Annotated in this window: 8 protein-coding genes; all 8 read right to left on the reverse strand. The window is 66.7% G+C overall.

The genetic code is table 11. From position 1 onward, the window contains the following. Nucleotides 1-27: 27 nt before the first annotated feature. The 8 genes from LE197_RS19965 to LE197_RS20000 all read right to left on the reverse strand — a co-directional run bounded on the left by LE197_RS19965 (nt 28) and on the right by LE197_RS20000 (nt 21,487). The gene (locus LE197_RS19965; protein ID WP_003145785.1) at nt 28-1,734 is read right to left on the reverse strand and encodes a putative porin; all 1,707 of its coding nucleotides are present in this window, start codon (nt 1,732-1,734) and stop codon (nt 28-30) included. A 67-nt stretch (nt 1,735-1,801) separates the two neighbouring features. Next, on the reverse strand, nt 1,802-2,548 hold the full coding sequence (locus LE197_RS19970) for an energy transducer TonB (protein ID WP_003098450.1): 747 nt from the start codon (nt 2,546-2,548) through the stop codon (nt 1,802-1,804). Nucleotides 2,549-2,556: 8 nt separating this feature from the next. Further along, nucleotides 2,557-2,976 (reverse strand): ExbD/TolR family protein, encoded by a 420-nt coding sequence (locus LE197_RS19975; RefSeq protein ID WP_003085366.1) that lies wholly within the window; start codon nt 2,974-2,976, stop codon nt 2,557-2,559. 10 nt (nt 2,977-2,986) lie between these two features. Further along, nucleotides 2,987-4,834 (reverse strand): DUF2341 domain-containing protein, encoded by a 1,848-nt coding sequence (locus LE197_RS19980; protein ID WP_003085365.1) that lies wholly within the window; start codon nt 4,832-4,834, stop codon nt 2,987-2,989. Nucleotides 4,835-4,857: 23 nt separating this feature from the next. Beyond that, nucleotides 4,858-6,492, reverse strand: coding sequence for a ShlB/FhaC/HecB family hemolysin secretion/activation protein (locus LE197_RS19985; RefSeq protein ID WP_003116531.1), 1,635 nt, complete (start codon nt 6,490-6,492; stop codon nt 4,858-4,860). A 163-nt stretch (nt 6,493-6,655) separates the two neighbouring features. Beyond that, nucleotides 6,656-7,258 (reverse strand): transposase, encoded by a 603-nt coding sequence (locus LE197_RS37345; RefSeq protein WP_023093650.1) that lies wholly within the window; start codon nt 7,256-7,258, stop codon nt 6,656-6,658. 391 nt (nt 7,259-7,649) lie between these two features. Then, the gene (locus LE197_RS19995; RefSeq protein ID WP_023093651.1) at nt 7,650-20,192 is read right to left on the reverse strand and encodes a filamentous hemagglutinin family protein; all 12,543 of its coding nucleotides are present in this window, start codon (nt 20,190-20,192) and stop codon (nt 7,650-7,652) included. Between the two features lie 182 nt (nt 20,193-20,374). After that, nucleotides 20,375-21,487, reverse strand: coding sequence for a substrate-binding domain-containing protein (locus LE197_RS20000; protein ID WP_003112720.1), 1,113 nt, complete (start codon nt 21,485-21,487; stop codon nt 20,375-20,377). Nucleotides 21,488-21,508: the final 21 nt, after the last annotated feature.

A 21,508-nucleotide genomic window follows, 5' to 3' on the forward strand; every position in this document is an offset into this window, starting at 1 on the left:
CTCTTCATGGTCTGCCTCGAGGAGCGCTCAGAAGCGCGTGTTGACCTCGAGTTGCAGGACGTCGATGGAGAACGGTGCGCCGTAGACCTCGTCGGAGCTGAGCCAGCGCGCGGTACCGTAGACGCGCTTGTCGAAGCCATAGCTGGCGCCGAGGATGTAGCCCTTGGCGTTGGTCCCGCCAAGGTGGAAGGTGGAATCGTTGAAACCGTCCGGCAGGGCATCCGGCTGGATGTACTTGTAGGCGGCGAAGACCTGCCAGTCGCCGGCGTCGCGCATGTCCAGGGCGTTGCCCAGGGTGAACTGGAGCATCCAGGCGTTCGCCCCGCTCTTGATGTCGCCGTCGGAGCCGAGGTTGTTGGCGATCTGCGCCACACCGCCGGCGCGCTTGCGCATGTCGCCCTCGTCGTAGCCCAGGTTGTGCACGTAGTTGCCGGCCACCCGCAGCTTGAAGTCGTTGGGTAGCTCGGCATCCCAGCCGAGGTTCAGGTCGAGCAGATTGAACTCCGAGGCCAGGCCGACGTACTGCGGGTTCGGCGTGTTCGCCGGGTCGGCCGGGTTGGGCACGATGTCGCGCAGGAGGAACACCGTGTTGCCCTTCTGCATGAAGGTCGGACGGCTGCCGTCGGTGTCGCACTCCGGATCTCCGGCCCAGGGCCGGCAGGGGCTGGAACGCCGCCCTTCGATATCGTCGAAGCGGTAGTAGGCCAGCGCGCCGGTAAGGCTGTGCTGCGGGTTGATCTTCCAGGTGGCGCCCAATTGCGCGCCGTACATCCACTTGTTGTCGCTGTCTTCCTTGTCGAAACCGTTCGACGAGGCGGTGTCCGAGCTGTACTCCACGGGGAACGCGCCGACCGTGCCGAACAGCGAGACATCGCGGCTCAGCGGCTGGTTGAAGATCGCCGCCACGCCGTCGAAGTTGAGGTCGTTGGAATACAGCAGGTCGGTGGACAGGAACGGATTGGCGATCCGCCCGCCGGTCAGGCTCAGGCGCTCGCTGGGCTTCCAGGTCAGGTAGCCCTGGTCGAGCCAGAGGTCCTTCTTGCCGAAGCCGCCGCCGAGGGTCTGGGTGGTCGACACCGGGTTGTTGTCCGAACCGGTGCCGATGCGGATGCCGGCGCTCCAGCTTTCCGACAGCGCCGCCTTGAGGCCGAAACGCGCGCGCAGGCGCAGCAGGCTGTCGCGGTCCTCGCGGGTATTGAGCAGCGGCGGCAGGCCCGAGCTGGTATTCGGGTTGACGTCATAGGGACCGTCGTCGTTGAGTTCGGCGAAGTCGGTGATCTGGTTGCTGTTGCCGTTGCCGAAGGAGCGCGACTCGTAGCGCAGGCGCACGTCGCCGTCGAAGCTGATGCGCGAGGCCCAGTCCGGGAAGGCGTTGGGCTGCGCCCAATTCTCCGCCTTGGCCTGGGTCATTACCTCGGCCTTCACTTCGTCGCGGATCTGGTCGCGCACCACCTGCGGGATATAGGGTACGCGGACCTCCCCGGGGACAGCGGCAACGGCCGCCGCGGGCGCCACGGTCTGGCGCGCCTGCTGGGCCTGCTGCGCCTCGGCCTCGGCCTGCCTGACCAGCGCATCGGCCTGTTCCTTCTTCAACACGCCCTGCTGTACCAGCAGGCGGATCAGGTTGATCGTGGCGTTCTCCGAGGGCGCCGGCGGCTGGGCCTGCGCCTGGCCGGCCAGCGCGGCGAGCATGACGCCCATCCCCAGCGCCAGTCGGTTCACTTTCGCGTTCATCTGTGTACGGCTCCTAAGGTCCTTCAAGGCAGTCGCCTGCCGGAAATCATTCTGGGTTGGCGTCTTCTCATCCCGGCCGCTTGCCCTGCAGGGCGATGCGCACCGGCAGGGTCAGCGAAGCCGGCGGGCGTTCTTCCAGGCGGCCGGCGGCGCGCAGCGCGGCCAGCACCTTCTGGTCGGTCTCGGGGTCGCCGCTGGAGCGGGTCAGTTCGGCCCGGGTGATATCCCCCGAGGAACTCAGCCAGATCTCCGCCTGCAGGCGGAACGCCAGGTTGCGCAGCTCCGGGTTGTCCCGCAGCAGGCGCTGGAAGGCGTAGGCCAGGTACTGGCTATAGCTGGCGTTGCCGGCGCGACCGCCGCCGGAACCGGCCATCCCGCCGCCCTTGCCGGCGCCGATGTTGAAAGCGTCGGAGCCGGACTGGGCGTCGCCATCCATCTGCATCGGGTCGGCCAGGTCGTCGGCCGGCGACGGCGGCGCTTCCTCCTGCGGCTTGACCTCCTCCAGTTCGGGTTGCGGTTCCGGCTCGACGATCTTTTCCTCTTCCACCGGCTGCTCCGGTTCCGGCGGTTTTTCCGGCGGCGGCGGAGGCGGTGGCGGCAGCGGGATGATCGCCGGCACCTTGGGCGCCTCGCGGCGCACGCCGCTCATGTCGTTGGCCCACTCCCAGACCAGCCAGGCGAGGCCGGCGAGCAGCAGCGCGCCGAGGCCCCACTTGAGGTAGCGCAGGGTCGGGTTCGCCGGGCGGCCGTCGATGGACAGTGGCGCGGCATTTTTCGGCTCGGGGGTGTGCTTGGGATCGGCGGACATGTTCATCCCGGGCCTCAGGTCGGTTTGCCGGTGACCAGGCCGACCTGGGACAGCTCCAGGCGGCGCAGCAGGTCGAGGACCTCGATGACCTTCTGGTACTGCACCGTGGCGTCGCCGCGGACCACTACCGGGAAGTCGGGGTTGAGGGCCTTCTCCGTACGCAGGCGGTCCTCCAGCTCGGGCAGGGTCACCGGGTAGGCGTCGAGGAACACCTGGCCGGCGTCGTTCACCGAGATCGCCTTGGTCTTGGGCTGCGACAGCGCCACGGTGGCACTGGCCTTCGGCAGGTTGATCTGGATCCCGGCGACCTGGGCGGTGGCGGTGAGGATGAACATCACCAGCACCACCATCAGCACGTCCACCAGCGGGGTGATGTTGATGCTGTCGACGGCGCCGTCGTCGTCATCGTCGTGGCTGCTGTTCACGGAAGCCATGGCGTTCTCCTCAGGCCGGCAACGGCTGGCCGTTGCGACGATGGGCCACTTCGCTGAGCTGGCTTTCGCCATGCACCTCGGCGAGGCGGGTGACGAACTCGTCGACGAACACCCGCATGTCCGCGCTGACTTCCTTGTTCCGCGTGACCAGGCGGTTGTAGCCGAACAACGCGGGGATCGCGACGAACAGGCCCATGGCCGTGGCCAGCAGGGCGGCGGCCATGCCCGGGGCGATGGCATTGATGTTGACGTCGCCGGCCATGGCGGTGCCGAGGAACACCACCATGATCCCCAGCACGGTGCCGAGCAGGCCGATGTAGGGGCCGCCGGCGATGGCGTTGGACAGGCTCGACAGGCGCGAGCCGAGCTGCTGGTTCTCCTTGGTGCGCACGCCGTCCATGGAGGCGCGGATCGCCTCGATGGTGGCCGCGGAGACGGAAGAGGTGTCGGCGCCCTGCTCGCGGCGGGTGCGGATCTCCTTCACCGCCACCTGGTACAGGCGCCACAGCGAGGAGTGTTGCAGGCGGGCGGCCAGCTCGCGGTCGTCGGCGAGCAGTTCCAGGCGCGTGCCGACCTCGGCGAAGCGCTCGCGGAACAGCCCGTTGGCGCGACTGACACGGCCGACGTTCTGGTTCTTGCGGTACATGATGACCCACGACTGGACCATCATCAGCGCCAGGATCGCGATGATCACCCAGGCATCCAGCGGCACTGCGTTGAGCAGGAAGCCGAGCTTGCCGAAGCCGAAGCCGGACTGCTTCTCGTCGACCCCGTAGGCCACCAGGCGCGACTCGGCGCCCTGGGCGGTGGCGTCGGCGAGGAGCAGCGCCGCCGGGCGGGCGATCTTCGACAGGCGCAACTCGTCGATGGCGCCCTGGAAGGGTTGCAGGGTCGGCGCCGCGGCGCTCGCCTCACCTTCCCCGCTTGCCGCTTCGGTGGCGACCGCAGGCGCGGCCTGGCCTTCCGCGCCGATGGCGATCGCACCGCTGAACGCCGGCAGCGCCGCCGCCAGGCTGGCGACTTCGCGCCCCCCGAGATACAGCGCCAGCCGGGTACCGTCGGCGACCAGCGCCAGATGCTGCCATTGCCCCTGCGCCAGGGCCTGGCTGGCGGCAGCGCGCTGACCGTTCAGCTCGACGAAGGGCGCGCCCTGGGCCAGGCCGACCAACAGGGCGTTGCCGCCTTCGCGGCGCGACAGCAGGACCTGTTCACCGGCCAGTTGGTCGGGACGCACCCAGCCGCTGAAGCTGAAGGTGCCACCGGCGCTCACCGCCAGCGATGGGCTGGCCGGCAGCAGCAGCGGCTGGCCCAGCAGTTGCGCGGAGCGACCGATGACGCCCTCCACCGGACTGCCGGCGGCGGTCTGCGCATTGTTGGCGTAGGCGGTGGAGTCCCGCGGCGGAGTGCCCGGCGCACCGTCGAAGTGATAGACCAGGGTGTAGTCCGGGTCGAACACCGACTGGCCGTTGCCGCTCTCCGGCGCCTTGGCGTTGCCGTAGTACATCCAGATGTCCTGGCGCTGGCCACCCTCCACCCGCGGCACGTCGACCCAGATCAGGGCCATGCCCATCAGCGGGTCGAAGCTCTCGACCTGGTGGCGCAACACGGTCTTGTCGTCGGCGGCGACGAAGCGGATGTCCGAGCCGTTCTCGTTGACCCCGTCGAAGGTGAAGTTGCCGGTATGCAGGCGCACCAGCAACGGCAGGCGACCGAGACTCTCGTTGATCGCCGCGCCTTGCGGGGTGGTATCGACCGAGACCTGCTTGCGGTACTGCCAGTCGTCCTGCCACCAGGCACTGGCGCTGGCCGGGGCCAGCAGGCCCAGGCAGATCAGCGATGTCAGCAATAAGCGATACATGTGGGGTTACTCCGGGGTCAGCGTCAGAAGCTCGCCTGCACGCTGAAATGCAGGCGCGAGTCGTGTTTGTCGGTGTTCGTCCCTTCCAGCAGCGGGAAGGCCCAGTCGAGGCTGCCGGACAGCCAGTCGGCGAGTTGCGCGCGGGTGCCGATGCCGACGCTGGCCAGGCTGAAGTCGTCGTCCTGTTCGGGCAGCGCATCCTGCAGGCGCAGTTGCGCGCCCTCGGCGAACACGTAGAAGCGCCAGTCGTTGACGTAGCCGCCGGCGCGCTTGCCGAGGAAGCGTCCGAGGGACGGCGTACGCCATTCCTGGGAGAGCAGATAGCCGTCGTCGGCGGTGTTCTCCGCCGCCAGGTAGCCACGCACGCTGGTGGCACCGCCGGCGGCGAACTGTTCGTTGGAAATCAGCGGCCCGGAGGCGAGCTGGAAGGCCGCCTTGGTCGCCACCTGCCAGTCGCCGCCGAAGGTCAGGGTGTGGTTGAGATCGCCCTTGAGCACGCCGAAGCCGGACTTGGCGCGATAACGCTTGCGGTCGAATTCCTCGTCGTCGTCGCCGTAGCCGAGGAGACTGCCGGTACCGGCCACCAGGCTCAGGCCAAGGGCCAACTGGGAACGTTCGGTGTAGCGGAAACCGTTGTAGCCGAGGGTCAGCGGGGCGTACTTGATCGGCACCCTGTCGTTGTTGCCGCCGATCCGGGTCTGTTCCTCGAAGTCCTTGAAGTCGACGCCGAAGGAGAACGAGTGCGACCAGAGGCCGGTCACCGGCAGGCTGTAGATCGCCGCCACGCCATAGGAATGGCCCTGGCCGACCACATTCATGCTGCCCACCGTGGCCACGTCGCTGTCGGACTGGTAGCCGGACAGCTGCACGCTCCAGCGCTGGCTCAGCGGCGCGGTATAGGAGCCGGACCAGACCTTGGCGTTGTCCTGGTCCTGCGGCGCGGTGAAATAGGTCAGCGAGATGGCGTGGCCGAGTTGCCAGAGGTTGTCGTAGCCCAGCGAAACCACCGAGCGCAAGTGACGGGTGTCGGCGCTGTAGTCGTTGTTCAGGCCGATGCTGGCGTGCCAGGGATTCTTGTCTTCCACCTGCAGGTCGACGTCCATGGTGCCGGGCCGCTGGCCCTCGCGCACCATCGGCAGCACCTGGCGGCCGGGGGTGCGGTTGACCTGCGCCAGCTCGCGCTGGACCTGGGCGAAGTCGGGCACCTTGCCCTCCTCCAGGGCCGGCACTTCCTCGCGCAACTCCACCGGCGAATAGTGCTTGGCGCCGACCACCCGGACGCGACCGACAGTGGTCTCGGTGACCTGCAGGTAGACCACCCCGCCGCTCACCTGCTGCTCCGGCAGCTCGACGTAGACCGACTGGTAGCCCTTCTCCTGGTAGGCGGCCTGCAGCGCATCGCGCGCCCCCTCGATGTCGCCCAGGCTGCGCTGCGGTCCGAGGAAGGGATACACCGCCGCCTCGATGGCGCGGTTGTCCAGCACGGTGTTGCCGCGTACCACGTACTCGTTGATGTCCACCAGACGCTGGGTCTCGGCTCCCGCCGCGGCGGGAGGGGCCTCGTCGGCCAGCGAAGCGCACGACAATGCGACAGCCAGGCAACCGATCGACCAGCGCTGGCGAAACGGGTGCGCACAATTGAACAGCGAACGCTTCACACGGTCCCCCGAAGTTCCATCGGGACTTATTGTTCTAATGCAACAAGTCCGTTCATCGAACAGTTCTGTGAAAGACAACAAACTAGCGGCGACGCATGAACAACCTGTTAAAAACGGCGCCCGCCCTTATGAAATCTCGTTCTTTTCTATTTTCACTTTCGTGCTAGATATTCAGCCGTCGCGCTCCGCCATGGCGCGCTTGCCATGTATGCAACAAGGCGAAGTTCAGGGAGAACTCCGGCATCTGCATGAGATCCCCGGAAATCACTTCCCCGATAATCCTGCCTATTATCCTTACCGCCTCCGCGCTGTTCAGCAGGACGGTTATATCGCTGACGAAAACCGGAAAATTCCAGATCTTCTGCTTCATTTCCAGGCCGACGAACCAGCGATACAGCAGGTTGTAGTTCAATTGCTCGTACAACTGCTGCTCGCTGGGAATCGCGTACAGCAGTTGCAGCAGCAGCGCGTGGATCAGCGGCTCCGGGGCCAACTGCATGCCATGTTCGCGGGCGAGCGCCGAGAGGACTTTCGCCTCTTCGCCAAGGAGACTTTCTATTTGCGGTTTCAGCAACGCCAGGGAATGTCCCGGCGGCATATAGCTGGACACTTCCTTGAGCGCACCCTGCCAATCTTCCTGGGACACTATCCAGACCCATGGCGCCCCATATCGATAAACCGATACCGGTTTCTTGCGTGCGGCTTCGACGATCTTCGATAGGCGCTGGTCAAGTTCCTGCATACCGACTTTCGAGTAACTTTCCATCAATACTCACCGTCCTTCGCCGTATTCACCGGTGTGACCACGGCCGTTAGCGGATACTGTTCTCTTGTTTCAGAGCGGAACGCGTCTTGCTCGAACGACACGCTCATTTCCAGCAACCGGTCAGCGCAACCGGGAAATGGCCGATTCCTTTCGTTCCCGTCCCTGCCTTTCACCACTGAATTCCGTTTTCCTCATTCACACCTGTTTGACGGCGACCCCGCCGCACCACCGAACTTTTGTCATGAAAACTTCATGCGACCGGCCGTTCGCGCGCCGCCGGCGGGGACGAACGGGCATTCACCCGAGAATCGACCAGCGCCTCGGAAGTTCGCCGAAAAAAAGGCCCTCCGTGGGGAGGGCCTGGCGGGTATCGTGCCTCCGCGGCGGTGCCTTACAGGATCAGGTTGCCGCGCTCTTCATCGGTCAATTGGCTGCGCGCCTGTTCGCCGAGGGCTCCGGCGCCGAGCACCTGCACGGCGCTGTCCGGGTTGTAGCCCGGCGAACGACTGGCGCCGTCGCGCGAAGGCTCCAGGCGCTCGTTGCCGAACCCGAGCACCTGCACCGTGATCACCGACGGCATGCGCTGCCGCGCGGCGGCCTGCTGCTGGCGACTGACGTCCTCCGCCGCCTGGGTCGCGGAACTCGCCGCGGCGCTGGCGGAGGTCAACGCCCCGGTATTCACCGAAGCCACCAGCGGAATGCCGCTGGACTGGCCCTGGGTCTGGATGTTCGCCGCGTTGACCACCTGCAGCGCCGCCACGTTGACGTTGCCGGAAACCCGGATGCCCGCCTCGCCGGCATCGATGGTGCCGAGCGGGGCGATCAGGTCGATGTCGCCCGGTGCCACTTCGGGAATCGGGTTGAGGGTGGCGATACCGGCGCCGGTGCTGGGCACCTGTGGCGACAGGCTGACGTTGCCCCAGGCGTCGTAGATGCGCCGCGGCGGGGTGTAGACCACGGTGGTCTGGGAACCGCGACCGGCGTTGATGTCGCCTTCCGCCGACCAGGCCAATATGCTGCCGCCGAAGGTGGTCATGATGCGGCTCTGGCCGAGCAGGATGCTGTCCCGCGAGTAGGCCTGGATATCGCCCTGGCCCTGGGTGACGATACCTGCGGTGGACGGCGGCGCCTCGCCCTCGATACCGAACACCTGGCGCCCGCCGGGGCTGAGCAACTGGATGTCGCCGCCGAAGTCGGTGTGCACGCCGGCACCGCCATACATGACGATATCGCCTTCGTAGCTGATCGGATTGCCCGCCGGATCGCGCTCGGGGAACAGCGCGGCGATCGCGTTGCGCCCACGCAGGTAGCTACCCTGGCGTACCCCGCCGACTTCGTTGTACTCGCGGCCGCCGGCCCTGAGTTCGGCGAAGTACACCTGGCGGGCGAAGATCCGCTGCTGCTCGGCGGGCAGGCCGGCGAAGAACGCCTGGGCCTGTTCCGCGTCGCCGGCGAAGCCGAAGCGCTCGTTCAACCACTTGGCCAACTCGCTTTCGTAGGTCCTGACCACCTTGCCCGGCTGCTCGGCCAGCGGGGTGCCGGCCTGCGCCAGGTTGGCCGGATCCAGGTAGCGCTCGAGGAAGGCCTGATAGTCGGCCCCCGCCGCGCCGGCCTGGAGCACGATATCGGCACCCGGCCGGCTGTCGCCCGGCACCACCGCGCCGAGACTGGTGATCGCTGCGCGGTCCTCCATGAGGATGTTGCGCCCGGCGCTGATCTCCAGGGTACCGGGGCCGGCGACGTTGAAGTTGCCGTAGAGGATGTCGCGGCCGGCCTGGACCAGCGAGAGGTCGTTGGGGTCGTCGTGGACGAAGAGGTTGCCGGTGAACGAGGCATCCGTACTGATCTGACTGGGAGCGCTGATACGCTGTCCCAATGGGGTTCCGGAGGCAACGATGTCGCGCCCGGCGCGCATCCAGACGGGACCGGCGCCTTCATACCAGGTTTGCCCGGCGCGGTTCCCCGCCTGCTCGCCGAAACGAATCTGCGCACCGCTATTGAGCCCGACGATATCTCCTGTCAACGCATAGAAACGCGCCGGTTGCAGATCGCGCGCCAGGCTCGCAGCGCTATCGGGGCCGAAGTAGAACAGAGGCAATCCGCCAATGACGGCCGGATTCCCGTCCGGACTGCCGTTGCCCGCTATCGGGTTGAGCAGCGCGGCATCGGAGTAGCCGGCAAATGCCGGCGTCCAGATCGATGGCAGGTTCGCAGGATCGGCACCTGAGCGTTGCACCGAATAGCCACCGGCATAAATGGAGTCTCCAGCCAGCAACTCCAGTTCACCGTTGAGCGACGGTGCCAGTAACAAGGAGTAGGGAGTGGTCGAGACATTCAGGCTCACGCCTCCCATGTAACCGCTGGAAGGACCGAGATAGATACTTCCTTCCGGGGCAGCCGCACGTACTATCGATGGATAGATGAATCGCCCATCGCTAGGCGACAGGTTTCGGCCTGCCATGGGAATAGCGTTGGTTGCCTCGACCAATTGGGTGCTGGGCGTCAGGTTGCCGCCCGCCGCAAACAGATCGATCGAGGTGTGTGCAGTCCAGAGACTGAACCAACCGATCCCACCCCCTTGGTAGACGCTGCCATCGGGAGCCGTGAAGCCAACGGTATTCGGCACCCCCACCCTACCGGGGTCAGTCACCCCACCCAGGACCAGGTCGCCACGGGTTTCCAGACGCATGCCAGTATCTCCGGCCACCAGGGTGAGGCCACCCGTGGAGCTAGCCAGCGTCGGGCTGAACGCATCCCTGCTGCGCACTTCGGCGGGGTCCCGCAGTAGAGTGTCGTAGCGAGGATCGATGCCTCCCAGCGCACCACTGTACAAGCTCGCGGAACCGCGCAGATTGATGAGGGCCCCCTGCAGATCGTGAATGGTGCCGCCGCTGTAAAGACCGTCAAACCCCGAACTCGAGTAGGTCTGGGTAGCCCGCGCCTCCCGGCTCGGGTTCACCTCCCCGCCAATTCTCACATTCAGGTCACCGCCGCCGCCAAGTTGCAGCGCGCCGTCGGAGGTGAGCCGGCCAGTGCCGGCAACCGCCAAGACCAGTCCCTGGCTGCGCGGATTAAGGTTACCGGACGAAGGTATCGAGCCATCTCCGCGTGGCGCGATATTGCCGGCATCACCTCCGGTTCGCATGCTGAGATTGCCGCCTCCCAGAGTGCCGAAACCGGTGAAGCCGACCAGATAGGGAGCATCTCCCTCCGCGCCACGCACATAGCTGCCGAAATTGACCCACCAGGCCGTCGGCACTCCTTCCCTATCGGCGCTGCCCTGGCGCCAGAGCCAGTTGCCGACTGCAGCGCTGGGGGGCAAGGGGCGAATGGGATCGCTACTTGTCAGTTTCTCGGCCCATTGATCGCCAACCACATCACCGCCAACGGCGATATCGAGGTTGCCGCCATGTTCCGGATACCAGGCCTGGTACTGGCTGGTTGAGAGCACTTCGTAATCCGCGCCACCGGCGCCCAGTACCGACCCATTGAACAGACCGCGAGGCTGATTGAATCCCGTCGCGACATCGGCGGCCTGCGTTCCGGCGGTATAGACGCCGTACGGCGACCATTGCGTAAGGTTACCGGCACTGGCCAGGTCAAGATCGCCAGTGCCGGTGCGCAGCACACTGAACAACTGGTTCTGCGGTGTGACCACGGTTTTGCCGAGATTCTCGATACACAGGGACGGATCGACACTGCACCACCACAGATCGCCCTCGCCGATCGCCGTACCAGCAGGCATGCCCAGGTAATTGCCGGGCGCCCAGGTCCAGCGGGGAGGCTCGGCACAATACGGCCCCAGCCCGCAGATCCATTCATTGCTCTCGTCGACCGGAGTTCCCGGGGTGATCCCCCAGTCGGTAGCCTGATCGGTGAACACCAGCCCTCCCGAGCTCTGTTCGATCTTCGCCTGATAGTGCGTATCGGCCAGGTTCAGGCTGGCCGAGGAGTCCGGACGCACCAGACGGTTGTCGGCAGCCGCGAGATCGGCACCGGCGACCAGGCGCATGGACCAGGACTGGCTACCGGCCGGCAGCATCTCGGCCAATGCCCAGTTGCGTCCCTGGCGGACACCGTCGCTGGGCCGCAACTCGATGAAAGGCGCATCGCCAGCCAGTACCACCTCGGTCTGCGAAGGGATCAGAGAACCACGTGCCAAGGCCAGCTCTCCATTGAGCAGCAGGACATTGGGTCTGCTGGGCCCCTCGCGCAGGATGCTCGGCAAGGGCACGCCCGCAGGCCAGGTCATCGCCTGCACGCTGGCCGGTGCCGCCAGCAGGGTACCGGCACCCAGCCGGCTGCCGACCTCCAGCGTCACCCCGTCGCGCAGCAGGCTGCCCGCGGCGTACAGCAGGTTGCCGGCGGCATCGTGGATGTCCGCTACCAGCACGCTGCCGGCGGCCAGGGTATAGGGCTGTTCGAGTACTGCCTCGGTGGCCAGACGGGTGCCGGCGGCCAGGGTGGTGCCCTTGATCGGCAGGTCGTAGTTGAGGGTGCGGCCGCCGAGGAACGCGGTACCGTCGCCGAGCACCACGCCCGGGCCGGGAACCACCAGGTCGCCGCCGAACGGCTGCACCCCCGGGGTGAGGATCCAGCCCTTGTCGTCCGGCGAGTCCGGCGGCGGCGCGAAGCCGTCGTTGATACTGCCGTAGAGGTTCAGGTCACCGCCGGCGCGCAGCACCAGCGCGCCGACCTCGCCGGAACCGTAGACCTCGGTCAGCGGCGTGTTCGGATTGAGGCTGGCGTAGCGGTAGCCGGACAGATCGAGATCGCCCTGCACCACCAGGTCGCCGTCCGCCGTTGCGCTGACGATCTCCACCCCTGGACGCAGGTGGAAAGCATCCGCGTAGGTGGCATTGGTCAGTCCGGCCAGCTTGCCGTCGAGCAACTCGCGGTTGGCCAGCGCCGCGGCGATGAACGCGCTGCTCTCGGCATGCCGCGCATCGAGGTAAGCCTGGTCGATCACCTGGTAGGGCCGCCCGCCGGCCGCCGGATCGTTGCCCCAGGGCGCATCGTCGTAACGCTGCACCGCGTTCAGGGCGATGCTGCCGGCGCCGCGGATGTCCAGCGCGCCGCTGGCATCGATGGCGATGTCGCCGGCGCTGACCCCGCCCAGGCGTGGCGCGTTCAACTCCAACGTGCCACGGGCGACGCCATCAACCTGTTCCGCTGGCGCCGCGGTGCCATGGCGCAGGTCGATGCGCGCGCCGCTGGCCAGGACCAAGGTGCCGCTGCCGGAACTCAGCTCAACCATCGCCCGGTTCGGGCTGTCGATGATCTGCCCGTAGCTGTCGCGCCGCAGCAGGCTCCCATGCGCATCCAGCAGCGCGTTGCCGCCCAGGCTCAGGCCGCGGCCACCGGCCAGGCGGATCTCGCCGACCTGCGCGCCGCTGGCGTCCACCGTTCCGCTCACGCCGAGCTGGCCATTGTCGAGGGACACCTCGATGCGATGCGCCTTCAGGCCGTCGCCGATCTGCAGGTCGCCTTGCTTGAGCTGGAAGCGCCGCGCGCCGAAGACCTCGCCCTGGTTCAGGCGCTGGTTCAAGGCGGTGAACTGCTCGCTCAGGCTGCCGCCATCGCCCAGGCGCTGGGCGCGGATCTCCAGCTCGCCACCGAGGAACGGCACGCGGGTGCCGCCGGCATCGTAGTCGCCGCTGGCGCCACCCAGTATGCGGCCCTGCAGGTCCACCATCCCGGCGTCCTCGGCCAACGCCACGGCGCTCAGGGTACCGCCGCGGTTGTTGCGCGCCGACAGGTCGATCAGCGAACCGGCGGCCTGGCGGATGTCGCCGGCGCGACTGCTCAGCAGCAGGTCGCCACCCCAGCTGTATTTATCCACATCGTTGAAGCTGGCCTTGCGTCCGGCCAGGTCGATGCGCGCGCCATCGCCCAGCTCCAGGTCGTCTTCGGCGCTCAGGCTCAGCTTGCCGCTGGGTAGCGAGACCGCGCTATCCAGGCGGATCTCGCGGGCGCTGAGGGACAACTCGGCACCAAGCCCGGCGGTGCCGCTGTCGAAGGTCACCGCGGCAGCGCCCGCCGGAGCCGCCAGGCTGAGGCTACCGCCACTGCTGATCCGACTCAGCGAACCGGCCTCGCCGGTCAGCAACGGCGTGCTCAGGCGCAGGTCGCCGCCGCTGTAGTGCAAGCCTTCGCCGGCGACGTAGCCGTCCAGGCGCTGGTAGACCCGCAAGCTGCCCTTGTGGTTGGCGCTGATCCGCTCGCTGGCGTTCAGTTGCACCTCGGCGAAGCCCAGCGCCAGGCGCGCCTCGTCGGTCTCGCCGGCCGGCTGGGTATTCGCGCCGTAGCCCAGGGTGATGCGCTCGGCGTCCACCCGCAGGGTTCCGCTGCCGCTACCGGCGCCGCCGGTGACCGGTGCCGCAGCCGGCTGGCTGGAGCCGCTCCAGACCAGGCTGGCGGTGCGAATGCTGGCGACATCCTCGCCGGTGCCATGGCCGTAGATGGCCGGGGTGCCCAGCACCAGGTTGGCCAGGCTGGATTTGCCGGTGGCCGGGTCGTAGGTGTCGAGGCTGACGCTACCGTACATGTTGACCGCGTCGCGGGCGCTGAGAATCAGGTTTTCCAGGGCCGGAATACCCGCCCCGCGCTCGCCGCGCAGCAGGCGCTGGAGCACCGTCTGGTCCAGCGCCAGGCCGTTCGGCAACACGCCGCGAGCGGCCGCGTCGGCCAGCGACTGGCTGGAGCCGATATTGATCGTACTCAGCGCCAGGCTGAGATTGCGTGTCCCGTAACGAACGTTGTCGCCAAACGTCACCGTACCATTGGTGGCGATACCCAGAGTGCCCTCCGAATAGAGTTCGGTGTCGGCGCAGCCCGCCCCTTCCGCACAACCTCCGAGACGAACCGGTAACGAGCTATCCGCTGCGGGTGCCAGCAGGTTCAGCCATCCGTTGGACAAGAGCAGCAGGTTACGGCCGCCGGGTTGATAGATGAAACCATCGGACGAATCGTATGCAGTCTTGCCTTTCCCCAGAGTGCTGATGCCACTCCCGCCTTCAAGGGTGATATCCCTGCCAATGATCACCTCCGGTGCGGAAAGGTGCGCGCCCTTTCGCAGCACAACGGGAAAGAGCCGGTTGCTCCCGCCGAACTGGACGAAGTTTCCTTGCTCGCCGTATTCGACGTAGGGCAGCGTGCCAATGGCGATACGGCTGGCGCCTATTGCATTCAGATCGTCCGCAACCAACGACACGCCAGCGAAATCGGAGTCGGGCAGCCCACCTTCAGGCAGAATCTCGATGCCCGCCTCGGCATCCACGATGAGGCTGCCGCCATATCCGCTTTCTTCCGGCGTGAAGTCGACCTTCCCCTCGAAGCTCAGGGCGTTTTCCCGAAGCTCCTCATCCGCGCGCAATCCCAGGTAGAGGGATCTGGCATCCACTGGCAACATCGCTCTGGGGATGTTCTTGCGCGCGGCATCGGCGCGAATGAAATCCGCATAGCTCATTTCGTTGTACTGCGAGTAGCGGCGCAGCGTATCGGCGGAAGACAGGATGACCTGACGGCTCAGACTGTCGCGGATGGACGTGCCGGCAATCGACAACTGCCCGGACGTCGCCCAGGAGCCATTGCGCAACCCCTGCGTCGCCATGGGCGCGCCTTGCCCCGCCAGACCGTTGATCTCGACGCGGAAAGCGCCCGGCAACAGGGCATAGGTCGAAGGCAGCAAGGTGTAGGTACCGGCGGCCAGGCCGGGAACGCCACCCCCGATGGTGACCTGTTGCCCGACCAACGGCTGGATGGCGCCCGCCTCGCCGCCCAATGGCGCACTAACGGCCTGGTGTCCAGGCACGATGGCATACACCGGGTTGCTGGACAGCTCCGGCAGACGGAACCCATCATTGTCCTGCTGCACCAGGGGATGAAAACGCGCATCGGTCGAACCCCCTCTGCCGGAGATGAATCCAGCCCCCGCGAGTTCGCCGCCGCCGGACAGGTCCAGCCGCGCGCCCTGTTGCACATCGACCTCGCTGGCATAAAGGCCGACTCCCGCAACCAGTGTCCCAGCAGCGAGAGCGCCCCCGGCACCGGTCAGTTGAATGGGGACCTGGTTGACCAGATAGTTGATCCCATCGGTCGTGCCTCCATAGGGCATGACCAGCTCAGCGCCGCTAACCGAGGTCAGGCTACCCGGCAACAACCTTACCGTGCCCGGGGCACGATCCAGATTGCTGCCGAACTGGATGAGCCCCAGCGGCGCACGCACCACGCCCCCCTGCTCGATATTCGATGCCATGAACGCCAGACTGCCGAATACCGACAGCGGAGTGTCCGGCAAGGACTCGCCGCTACGTTCGATAGCCAAATGCCGTTCGGCATCGAAGACAGCCTGCCCCCCCTCATCCAGTCCATACCCGGCATAGAGGGTCGAACTCGCTCCCGTCACCGGATAGAGTTGGGCCGCAGTCAGTTGCAGATCGCCGTGGGTTATCAAGCGCCCCGACGGATCGCCATTCTCTGGATAGTCGCCAGCGAAACGCAGGTCGCCCTCGCTGCGCAGCGTTACCTTCTCGAAACCTGGTCGCTGATAGCGGACAGCCTCTGCGTTGACCCCATTGATCACCCCGTCGCTACCGAATGACAAGCGCCCGGCGATATCCAGCAGGCGCCCGGCAGAAACCTGCAAGCGAACCTGCTCCGCTGTCGCGGTCGGCCCGTACGTGAGACGCGGACGAAACTCGCCAGAGGCCTGCTGCCCATACATCCCGATGCCGGAAAGGCGGACATAGGGCGCCTGCAACCTCACCTCGCTCGGCCCACCACCCGTGGCGGCTATCGTCCCCGCGTACAAATTCAGGCTGCGCCCCATCGCAAGATCGATGTTCCCCTCGAACGACAGCGGACCGTTGCTGAACAATGAAAGTTGGTCGAATCCGCCGCTCGTCAGCGACTGCGTCCCAACTCGGCTCTGGCCATAGCGCAGAGCCGAATCGTCCATTCCCGGTTGCAGCAAGGTCGGCAATCCCGAATCGGCATGCCCTGCCGTCAGGATCAGCTCGCGCATGGCCAATACCCGGTCATCCACGACAGTAAAACCCTGGTACAGGGGAGCGTCCGCAATGATCTCCAGGCTGCCGCCCGCCGCTCCCGAGCCGCCGGCTGCGGCGCGCAACGAGCCGTCAAGATACAGCCCATTGTAGGAACTGAGAGCGATGCGCCCGCCGTCGCCGGCCAGCAAAACCCTTCCCAGTCCCGGTACATCCAGCTGTGCCTGGCTGCCGGAGGCCTCCAGTCGTGCACCGGGGCGTACGATGACGAACGCATCCGCCGAGGTCGCGATCGCCTTGCCCGGATCGATCTCGCCGCCGATGACGATGCTGCCGCCGGACTGCACTTCTCCATAGCGGCGACCGCGCCCATCCACGGCAGTGACAGCGCGGCCGGCAACATCCAGCAATGCCTGCTCTCCAATCCAGATGGAGCGTGCATGGGGCTGGCCTTGCGCCTTGGGCTGATTGTCCTGAGTAACGTCGAGCGCGCCGAACTGCTGCTGGCGCACGTCGATGCGTCCGCCCCAAGCGTTCAGAGTGCCATCCAAGGTGATCTGTCCGGGACCGCGCAGGACGATGGCGCGCCCCGGATCGACCTCGACCAGCGAACCGCGCCCCAGCTCCAGCGTCTGGCTGGCGGGATCGAGCTGCCCGAGGATATTGCCGTCGCCGCCTGCCTGCAGGTACAGGTCCGCCCCTTCGCGTTGGATCAAGCGTCCGGCCAAGGCATCCTCCAGGTACAGCGGCGGTGTCCAGGCCTCCAGCGCCTCTCGCGGCGCCTCGCCAGCCGCGACCTCGCCGGCCCCGCTGGCGAAACGGTAGACCGGCCGCGCGACCCGCACCTGGGCATCCTCGGCTACCGTCAATCCGGAGCGACCGACCACCCGGTAGCTGGCGAAGCCCTGCTGGAAGAAATCTTCGGCCAGTTGCAGGCTGCCATCCCCGAGGTCGTCGCCGCCGATCCGCACCTTGCCGCTCTGCAGCGACAGCGTGCCGGCGCCGCTCGTGCCGAGACCATTCAATGTGCCGCCCAACTGCAATTGGCCATCGCTGGCCTGCGCCAGCCCGGCACTGGCGTGCAAGGCGATGTCGCCGCCGCGACCGCCCAGTCGCTTGCCGTCGGCCAGCAGCGCCGCCCCGGACGACACGTCGAGCAGACTGCCCTGTCCCAGGCTCAGGTCGCCGCCGCTGCGCAGGGAAATCCGTCCGCCGTCGCGGTAGGCCAACGTATCGTTGTCCTCCGGCGCCAGCAGCAGGTTGCTCCACAAGCCGCTGGCATCCAGCCGTACGCCGTCGCCCACGCGCAAGATGCCGTCTTCGCGGCCGGCATCGACGAAACCATCGATCGTCCCGTTCGGAGAAATCTGCGCCAACACGTTGCCGGCCTGCAGGCTGCCGCCATGGGCGGTGATGTCGGCGTCGATCGCCACGTCGTTGGCGAACAGGATTGCCTCGCCGCCATTGGCCAGGGTCAGCGCGCCGTCGACGCGGATGCTCTCGCCGGCCGCCACCTTCAGGCCGCCCAGCTGGAAGCCGTTGAGCAGTTCGCTGTCCAGGCTCAGGCGGCCCTGGCGCTCGGCGGCCACCGGAGCGTCCAGGGTCGGCTCCTCGGCCGCCGCCTCGCCGGCACCGATGACCACCTGCTTGAGGCTGCCGGCATCGGCGCCGAGAGCGTACTCCAGCAGGCCGCTGCTCTTCACGTAGTAGGGGGTGTAGCGCCCGACGACCAACTGTGCGCCGCGCGCCACGGCATTCTGCGACTGGTTGTAGCCGTCCAGGCCGGCCTGTGGCGCTTCGGTCTGCCGCTCGCCGCGGTAGGTGTCGCCGACCACCTGGCCGTCGAGCCGCGCATTGGCGCTGCCGATCACCAGACTGCCGGCGTCGCGGCCGACGATGTAGCCGTTCTCGTAGCGCTGGGTCGGCGCGATCAGCGGATTGTAGAAATAACGGGTCTGGTCCCAGCGCTCGCTGTGTGCCTCGTAGCCGCGGTAGATGCCGTCGTAGAGCAGGTCGCCCGGCGCCGACCCGAGTTCGTAGAGGCGTCCGTCCGAGCCCTTCAGCCAGGTCTGGCGGATGTAGCCGCCCTGCACATCGAGGGTTCCGCCGGACAGGTTGATCTGCGAACCGGCCTGGGTCACCACGTCGTTGCCGGTGAAACTGACGATGCCGCCCTGGGCCATCCACTCGCCCGCCGAGTGGCCCTGGGTGCCCAGGTAGCCACCGACCTCCAGCAGGCCGCCGGCGGTGTACCAGCGGTCGCTGGCATAGCCGTTGGTGCCGGCAGGCACCCGTACCAGGTCGCGCACGTCGACCCACACATCCTGGCTGTTCAGACCGCCGCCCTCGCGGTTGACCGAGGCGTCGCGCTGCTCGTTGCCGCGCACGTTGACCTTGATGCTGTTGGTCTCCATCGCCACCTGCACGCCTTGCGCGCCGGAGACATCGATCACCGCGCCGTCACGCAACAGCGCGCGCTGGCCAGCGTTGACCGCCACCTGGCCGCCGCTGGCGAGGGTGATGGAGCCGTCGCGGAAATCGACGCTGCCGGCGGAGTCGATCTCCACCCGCGACAGGTCGCGGCGGTCGTCGTCGCCCCGGCTGACGGCGGCACTGGAGCCGTTCAACGGCTTGAGCAAGGCCTCGCGCTGGCTGTCGAGGGCGGCGCTGCCGCTGCTGTCCACCAAGATCGCGCTGGTGGCACCTTCGGCCAGGGTGATCCGCTCGCTGGCCTTCAGGTGCAGGGTGCCGCGGCTGTCCACCGAACTGCTGGAAAGCAATACGCCGGCCTGCTCCACCTCGCGGCCGCTGAGGCTGATATCGCCGGTGGCGGCCTGCACCAGGCCGCTGTTGCGCACCCGGCCGGCACTGCTGTCGGCGGCGAAGCCCGGCAGCACCTCGTTGCCGCGGGTGGTGGAGGTCAGGTTGCCGTCGGTGCCCTGGCCACGGCGGATGACGAAGTTGTCGCCGGCGGACAGGACCGTCTGCCCCTTCGGCGTGACGATGCTGCCGGCGTTGTCCACCTCGCTGCCGAGCAGCAGGACGTAGCCGCCGCCCCTGGTCGAGCCGGACGGCGCTGCCGTGCGCAACTGTGCGCCCTGCTCCACGCGCACGGCACCAGCCGCGTCGGTGAAGGTCGGACGGCTGCCGGCATTGTCGTAGTAGAGGCCGCGCTGACGGAACTGTTCGTCCGAGATGTTCGCCGCCGCCACCGTCAGGTTGCGCACGTCCACCTGGCTGCTGCCGGAAAACACCACGCCGTTGCGGTTGACCAGCATCACCGTGCCGTCGGCCTTGATCTGCCCCTGGATCTGGCTGGGCCGCGCGCTGGGGTCGTTGACCCGGTTGAGCAGAGCCCAGTCGGCGTGCTGCTGGAAGTCCACGGTGGTGTTGCGGCCGACGTTGAAGGTCTCCCAGTTGAGCACCGCCTTGTCGGCGGTCTGCTCGATGCTCACCGTGGTCTTGCCGCCGGCCTGGGTCTGCACCGGTCCCTTGGCGTTCTGCCAGGCCTGCTCGAACGGCAGCGAGGCGTCGACCTTGAGGCCGCCCTCGCCGAGTCCGTCCGGAACATCCTGCGGAAGGTTCAGCGCCGCCTGGCGTCCGGCGGCCTGGGCGGCCTGCTGGGCGGCAATGGCGGCGACGGTGTTGTTCAGGTTGGCCATCGAACGCTGCAACTGCTGGTTGACCCGCTGCTGCTGCGCCAGCGGCGGCGGCGCCCCCGGCAACTGCGCTCCCGGTCGCGGCGCCCCGGCAGCGCCGCCCTGCGCCACGCCCTTGGCAGCGAACCAGGCGGCGCTGAACGGCTGCCCGGCGGCCTGGGCGCCCCCTGCGACCAGCAGCAGGGCGATGGCCTGGGCCAGCGGCTTCAGGCGCGGCGCGTAAAGCGCGCGGGAGGAACGGGCGGACGACGGCGAACGGGACGGCATGGCGAAGGGGTCCTTGAGCATGAAGTCGGTCGGGCGCCCGCAACGACGCCCGTTACTGGTAGACGGCCTGGCGGAGGGTGGGCCGAAGACTTGTCATGGAAAGTTCATGGAGCGGAGCGAGGAGCCTGGGCGAACGGAAACACGACGGCAGCCGGATTTCAGCCACCGTCATGCTAGGTCACTCATGGACGCCCTTTGCCGTTGCAGACGGAGGGATTGTTGATCGCGAGATTTTCGCTGGTACCAGTGATGAAGGCGCTCATGATGGCGCTCTTCCAGGAAGCGACCAGGGGTACGAAACGGTGGTCAGCTACCGCTCTATTTGTAGTGGTGCCGCCATAATGCTGGGTAAGGAAGGCACGCAGGTCGGCGGCAACAGTGGCATCCTTGTAGCACTGGCCAAAGACAAAGTTGGTATAGCCGACGATGGAGTAGCCTGCGTTCGGGTTGACGAAGACCGGTATCCACTTGCTCGGATCGGCGCGATCTGCAGCGACACCCGGCGGAGCCACGCTACGAACAGCGATCACGCGATTGGCTAGAGTAGGGAGCAAGCCATTCACTCGCGCGATCTTTGAATTGTCGCTCAGGTCCACACCATCAGGCCCCTCATAGCCGATCGAGCCTGACACATTGTCGACGGCATTCCTGACACTTTCATAAGGCTGTACTGCCACCCAGTTGCTCGGCAGCGCACCGCCGGCCGGCAGACGGGCGTTCGTGAAGATCGAGTTGGTGGCGAAGCGAGTCGGGCAGACCGAGTTCAGGTGGCGGGTCAGCAACTCGGTGGCTCCACTGCCGCCCCGCTGGTAGACGATACGAATCGGCGTACGGTCGGCGGGGTTCCCCAATAGTTGCCCCCAAGTGACCTTGGCGCCGGAAAAGGCATCGCAGAGCTGGGCACTGGTCAGGTTCAGGTCGGTAATATCGGGCTTCTTGTAAGGAATGGTTACTGCGGTACCCGCCAATGGAATCTGGATCAGTGGACCATATGCGCCTCTATAGTTGGTTGAATAGGCGCTCAGTTCGCTGCTACTCAAGATCGAGTCACTACCAATGTAGTGGACGGTGCCGGTAGTAGCGCCAAGCAGCATGGGGTTATTCATCAGGAAAGCGGTCTTGCCAATGCCGCTGCCGCTTGCGGCATAGCTGAAGTTGATTGGCAGGATGCTGTCGGCAGAACCTTTGTACAACTTGGCCGGCATGGAAGCACCACCGCCGGTCACCGTAGCGCCCAGCGTTGTATGACTGGTCAAGAGCGTCAGAGCAACGACGCCAAACATTGGCTTGAGCATGAAAACCTCCTGGGTTCCCCA

The organism is Pseudomonas sp. PS1(2021) (genome assembly GCF_020405165.1).
GTDB lineage: Bacteria > Pseudomonadota > Gammaproteobacteria > Pseudomonadales > Pseudomonadaceae > Pseudomonas > Pseudomonas aeruginosa.

What these genes read in the sequence shown, in the direction of transcription:
- LE197_RS19970 (WP_003098450.1), bottom strand. Translation starts at nt 2,548, where the DNA reads ATGAACATGTCCGCCGATCCCAAGCACACCCCCGAGCCGAAAAATGCC.
- LE197_RS19975 (WP_003085366.1), bottom strand. Translation starts at nt 2,976, where the DNA reads ATGGCTTCCGTGAACAGCAGCCACGACGATGACGACGACGGCGCCGTC.
- LE197_RS19995 (WP_023093651.1), bottom strand. Translation starts at nt 20,192, where the DNA reads ATGCCGTCCCGTTCGCCGTCGTCCGCCCGTTCCTCCCGCGCGCTTTAC.
- LE197_RS19965 (WP_003145785.1), bottom strand. Translation starts at nt 1,734, where the DNA reads ATGAACGCGAAAGTGAACCGACTGGCGCTGGGGATGGGCGTCATGCTC.
- LE197_RS19980 (WP_003085365.1), bottom strand. Translation starts at nt 4,834, where the DNA reads ATGTATCGCTTATTGCTGACATCGCTGATCTGCCTGGGCCTGCTGGCC.
- LE197_RS20000 (WP_003112720.1), bottom strand. Translation starts at nt 21,487, where the DNA reads ATGCTCAAGCCAATGTTTGGCGTCGTTGCTCTGACGCTCTTGACCAGT.
- LE197_RS37345 (WP_023093650.1), bottom strand. Translation starts at nt 7,258, where the DNA reads ATGGAAAGTTACTCGAAAGTCGGTATGCAGGAACTTGACCAGCGCCTA.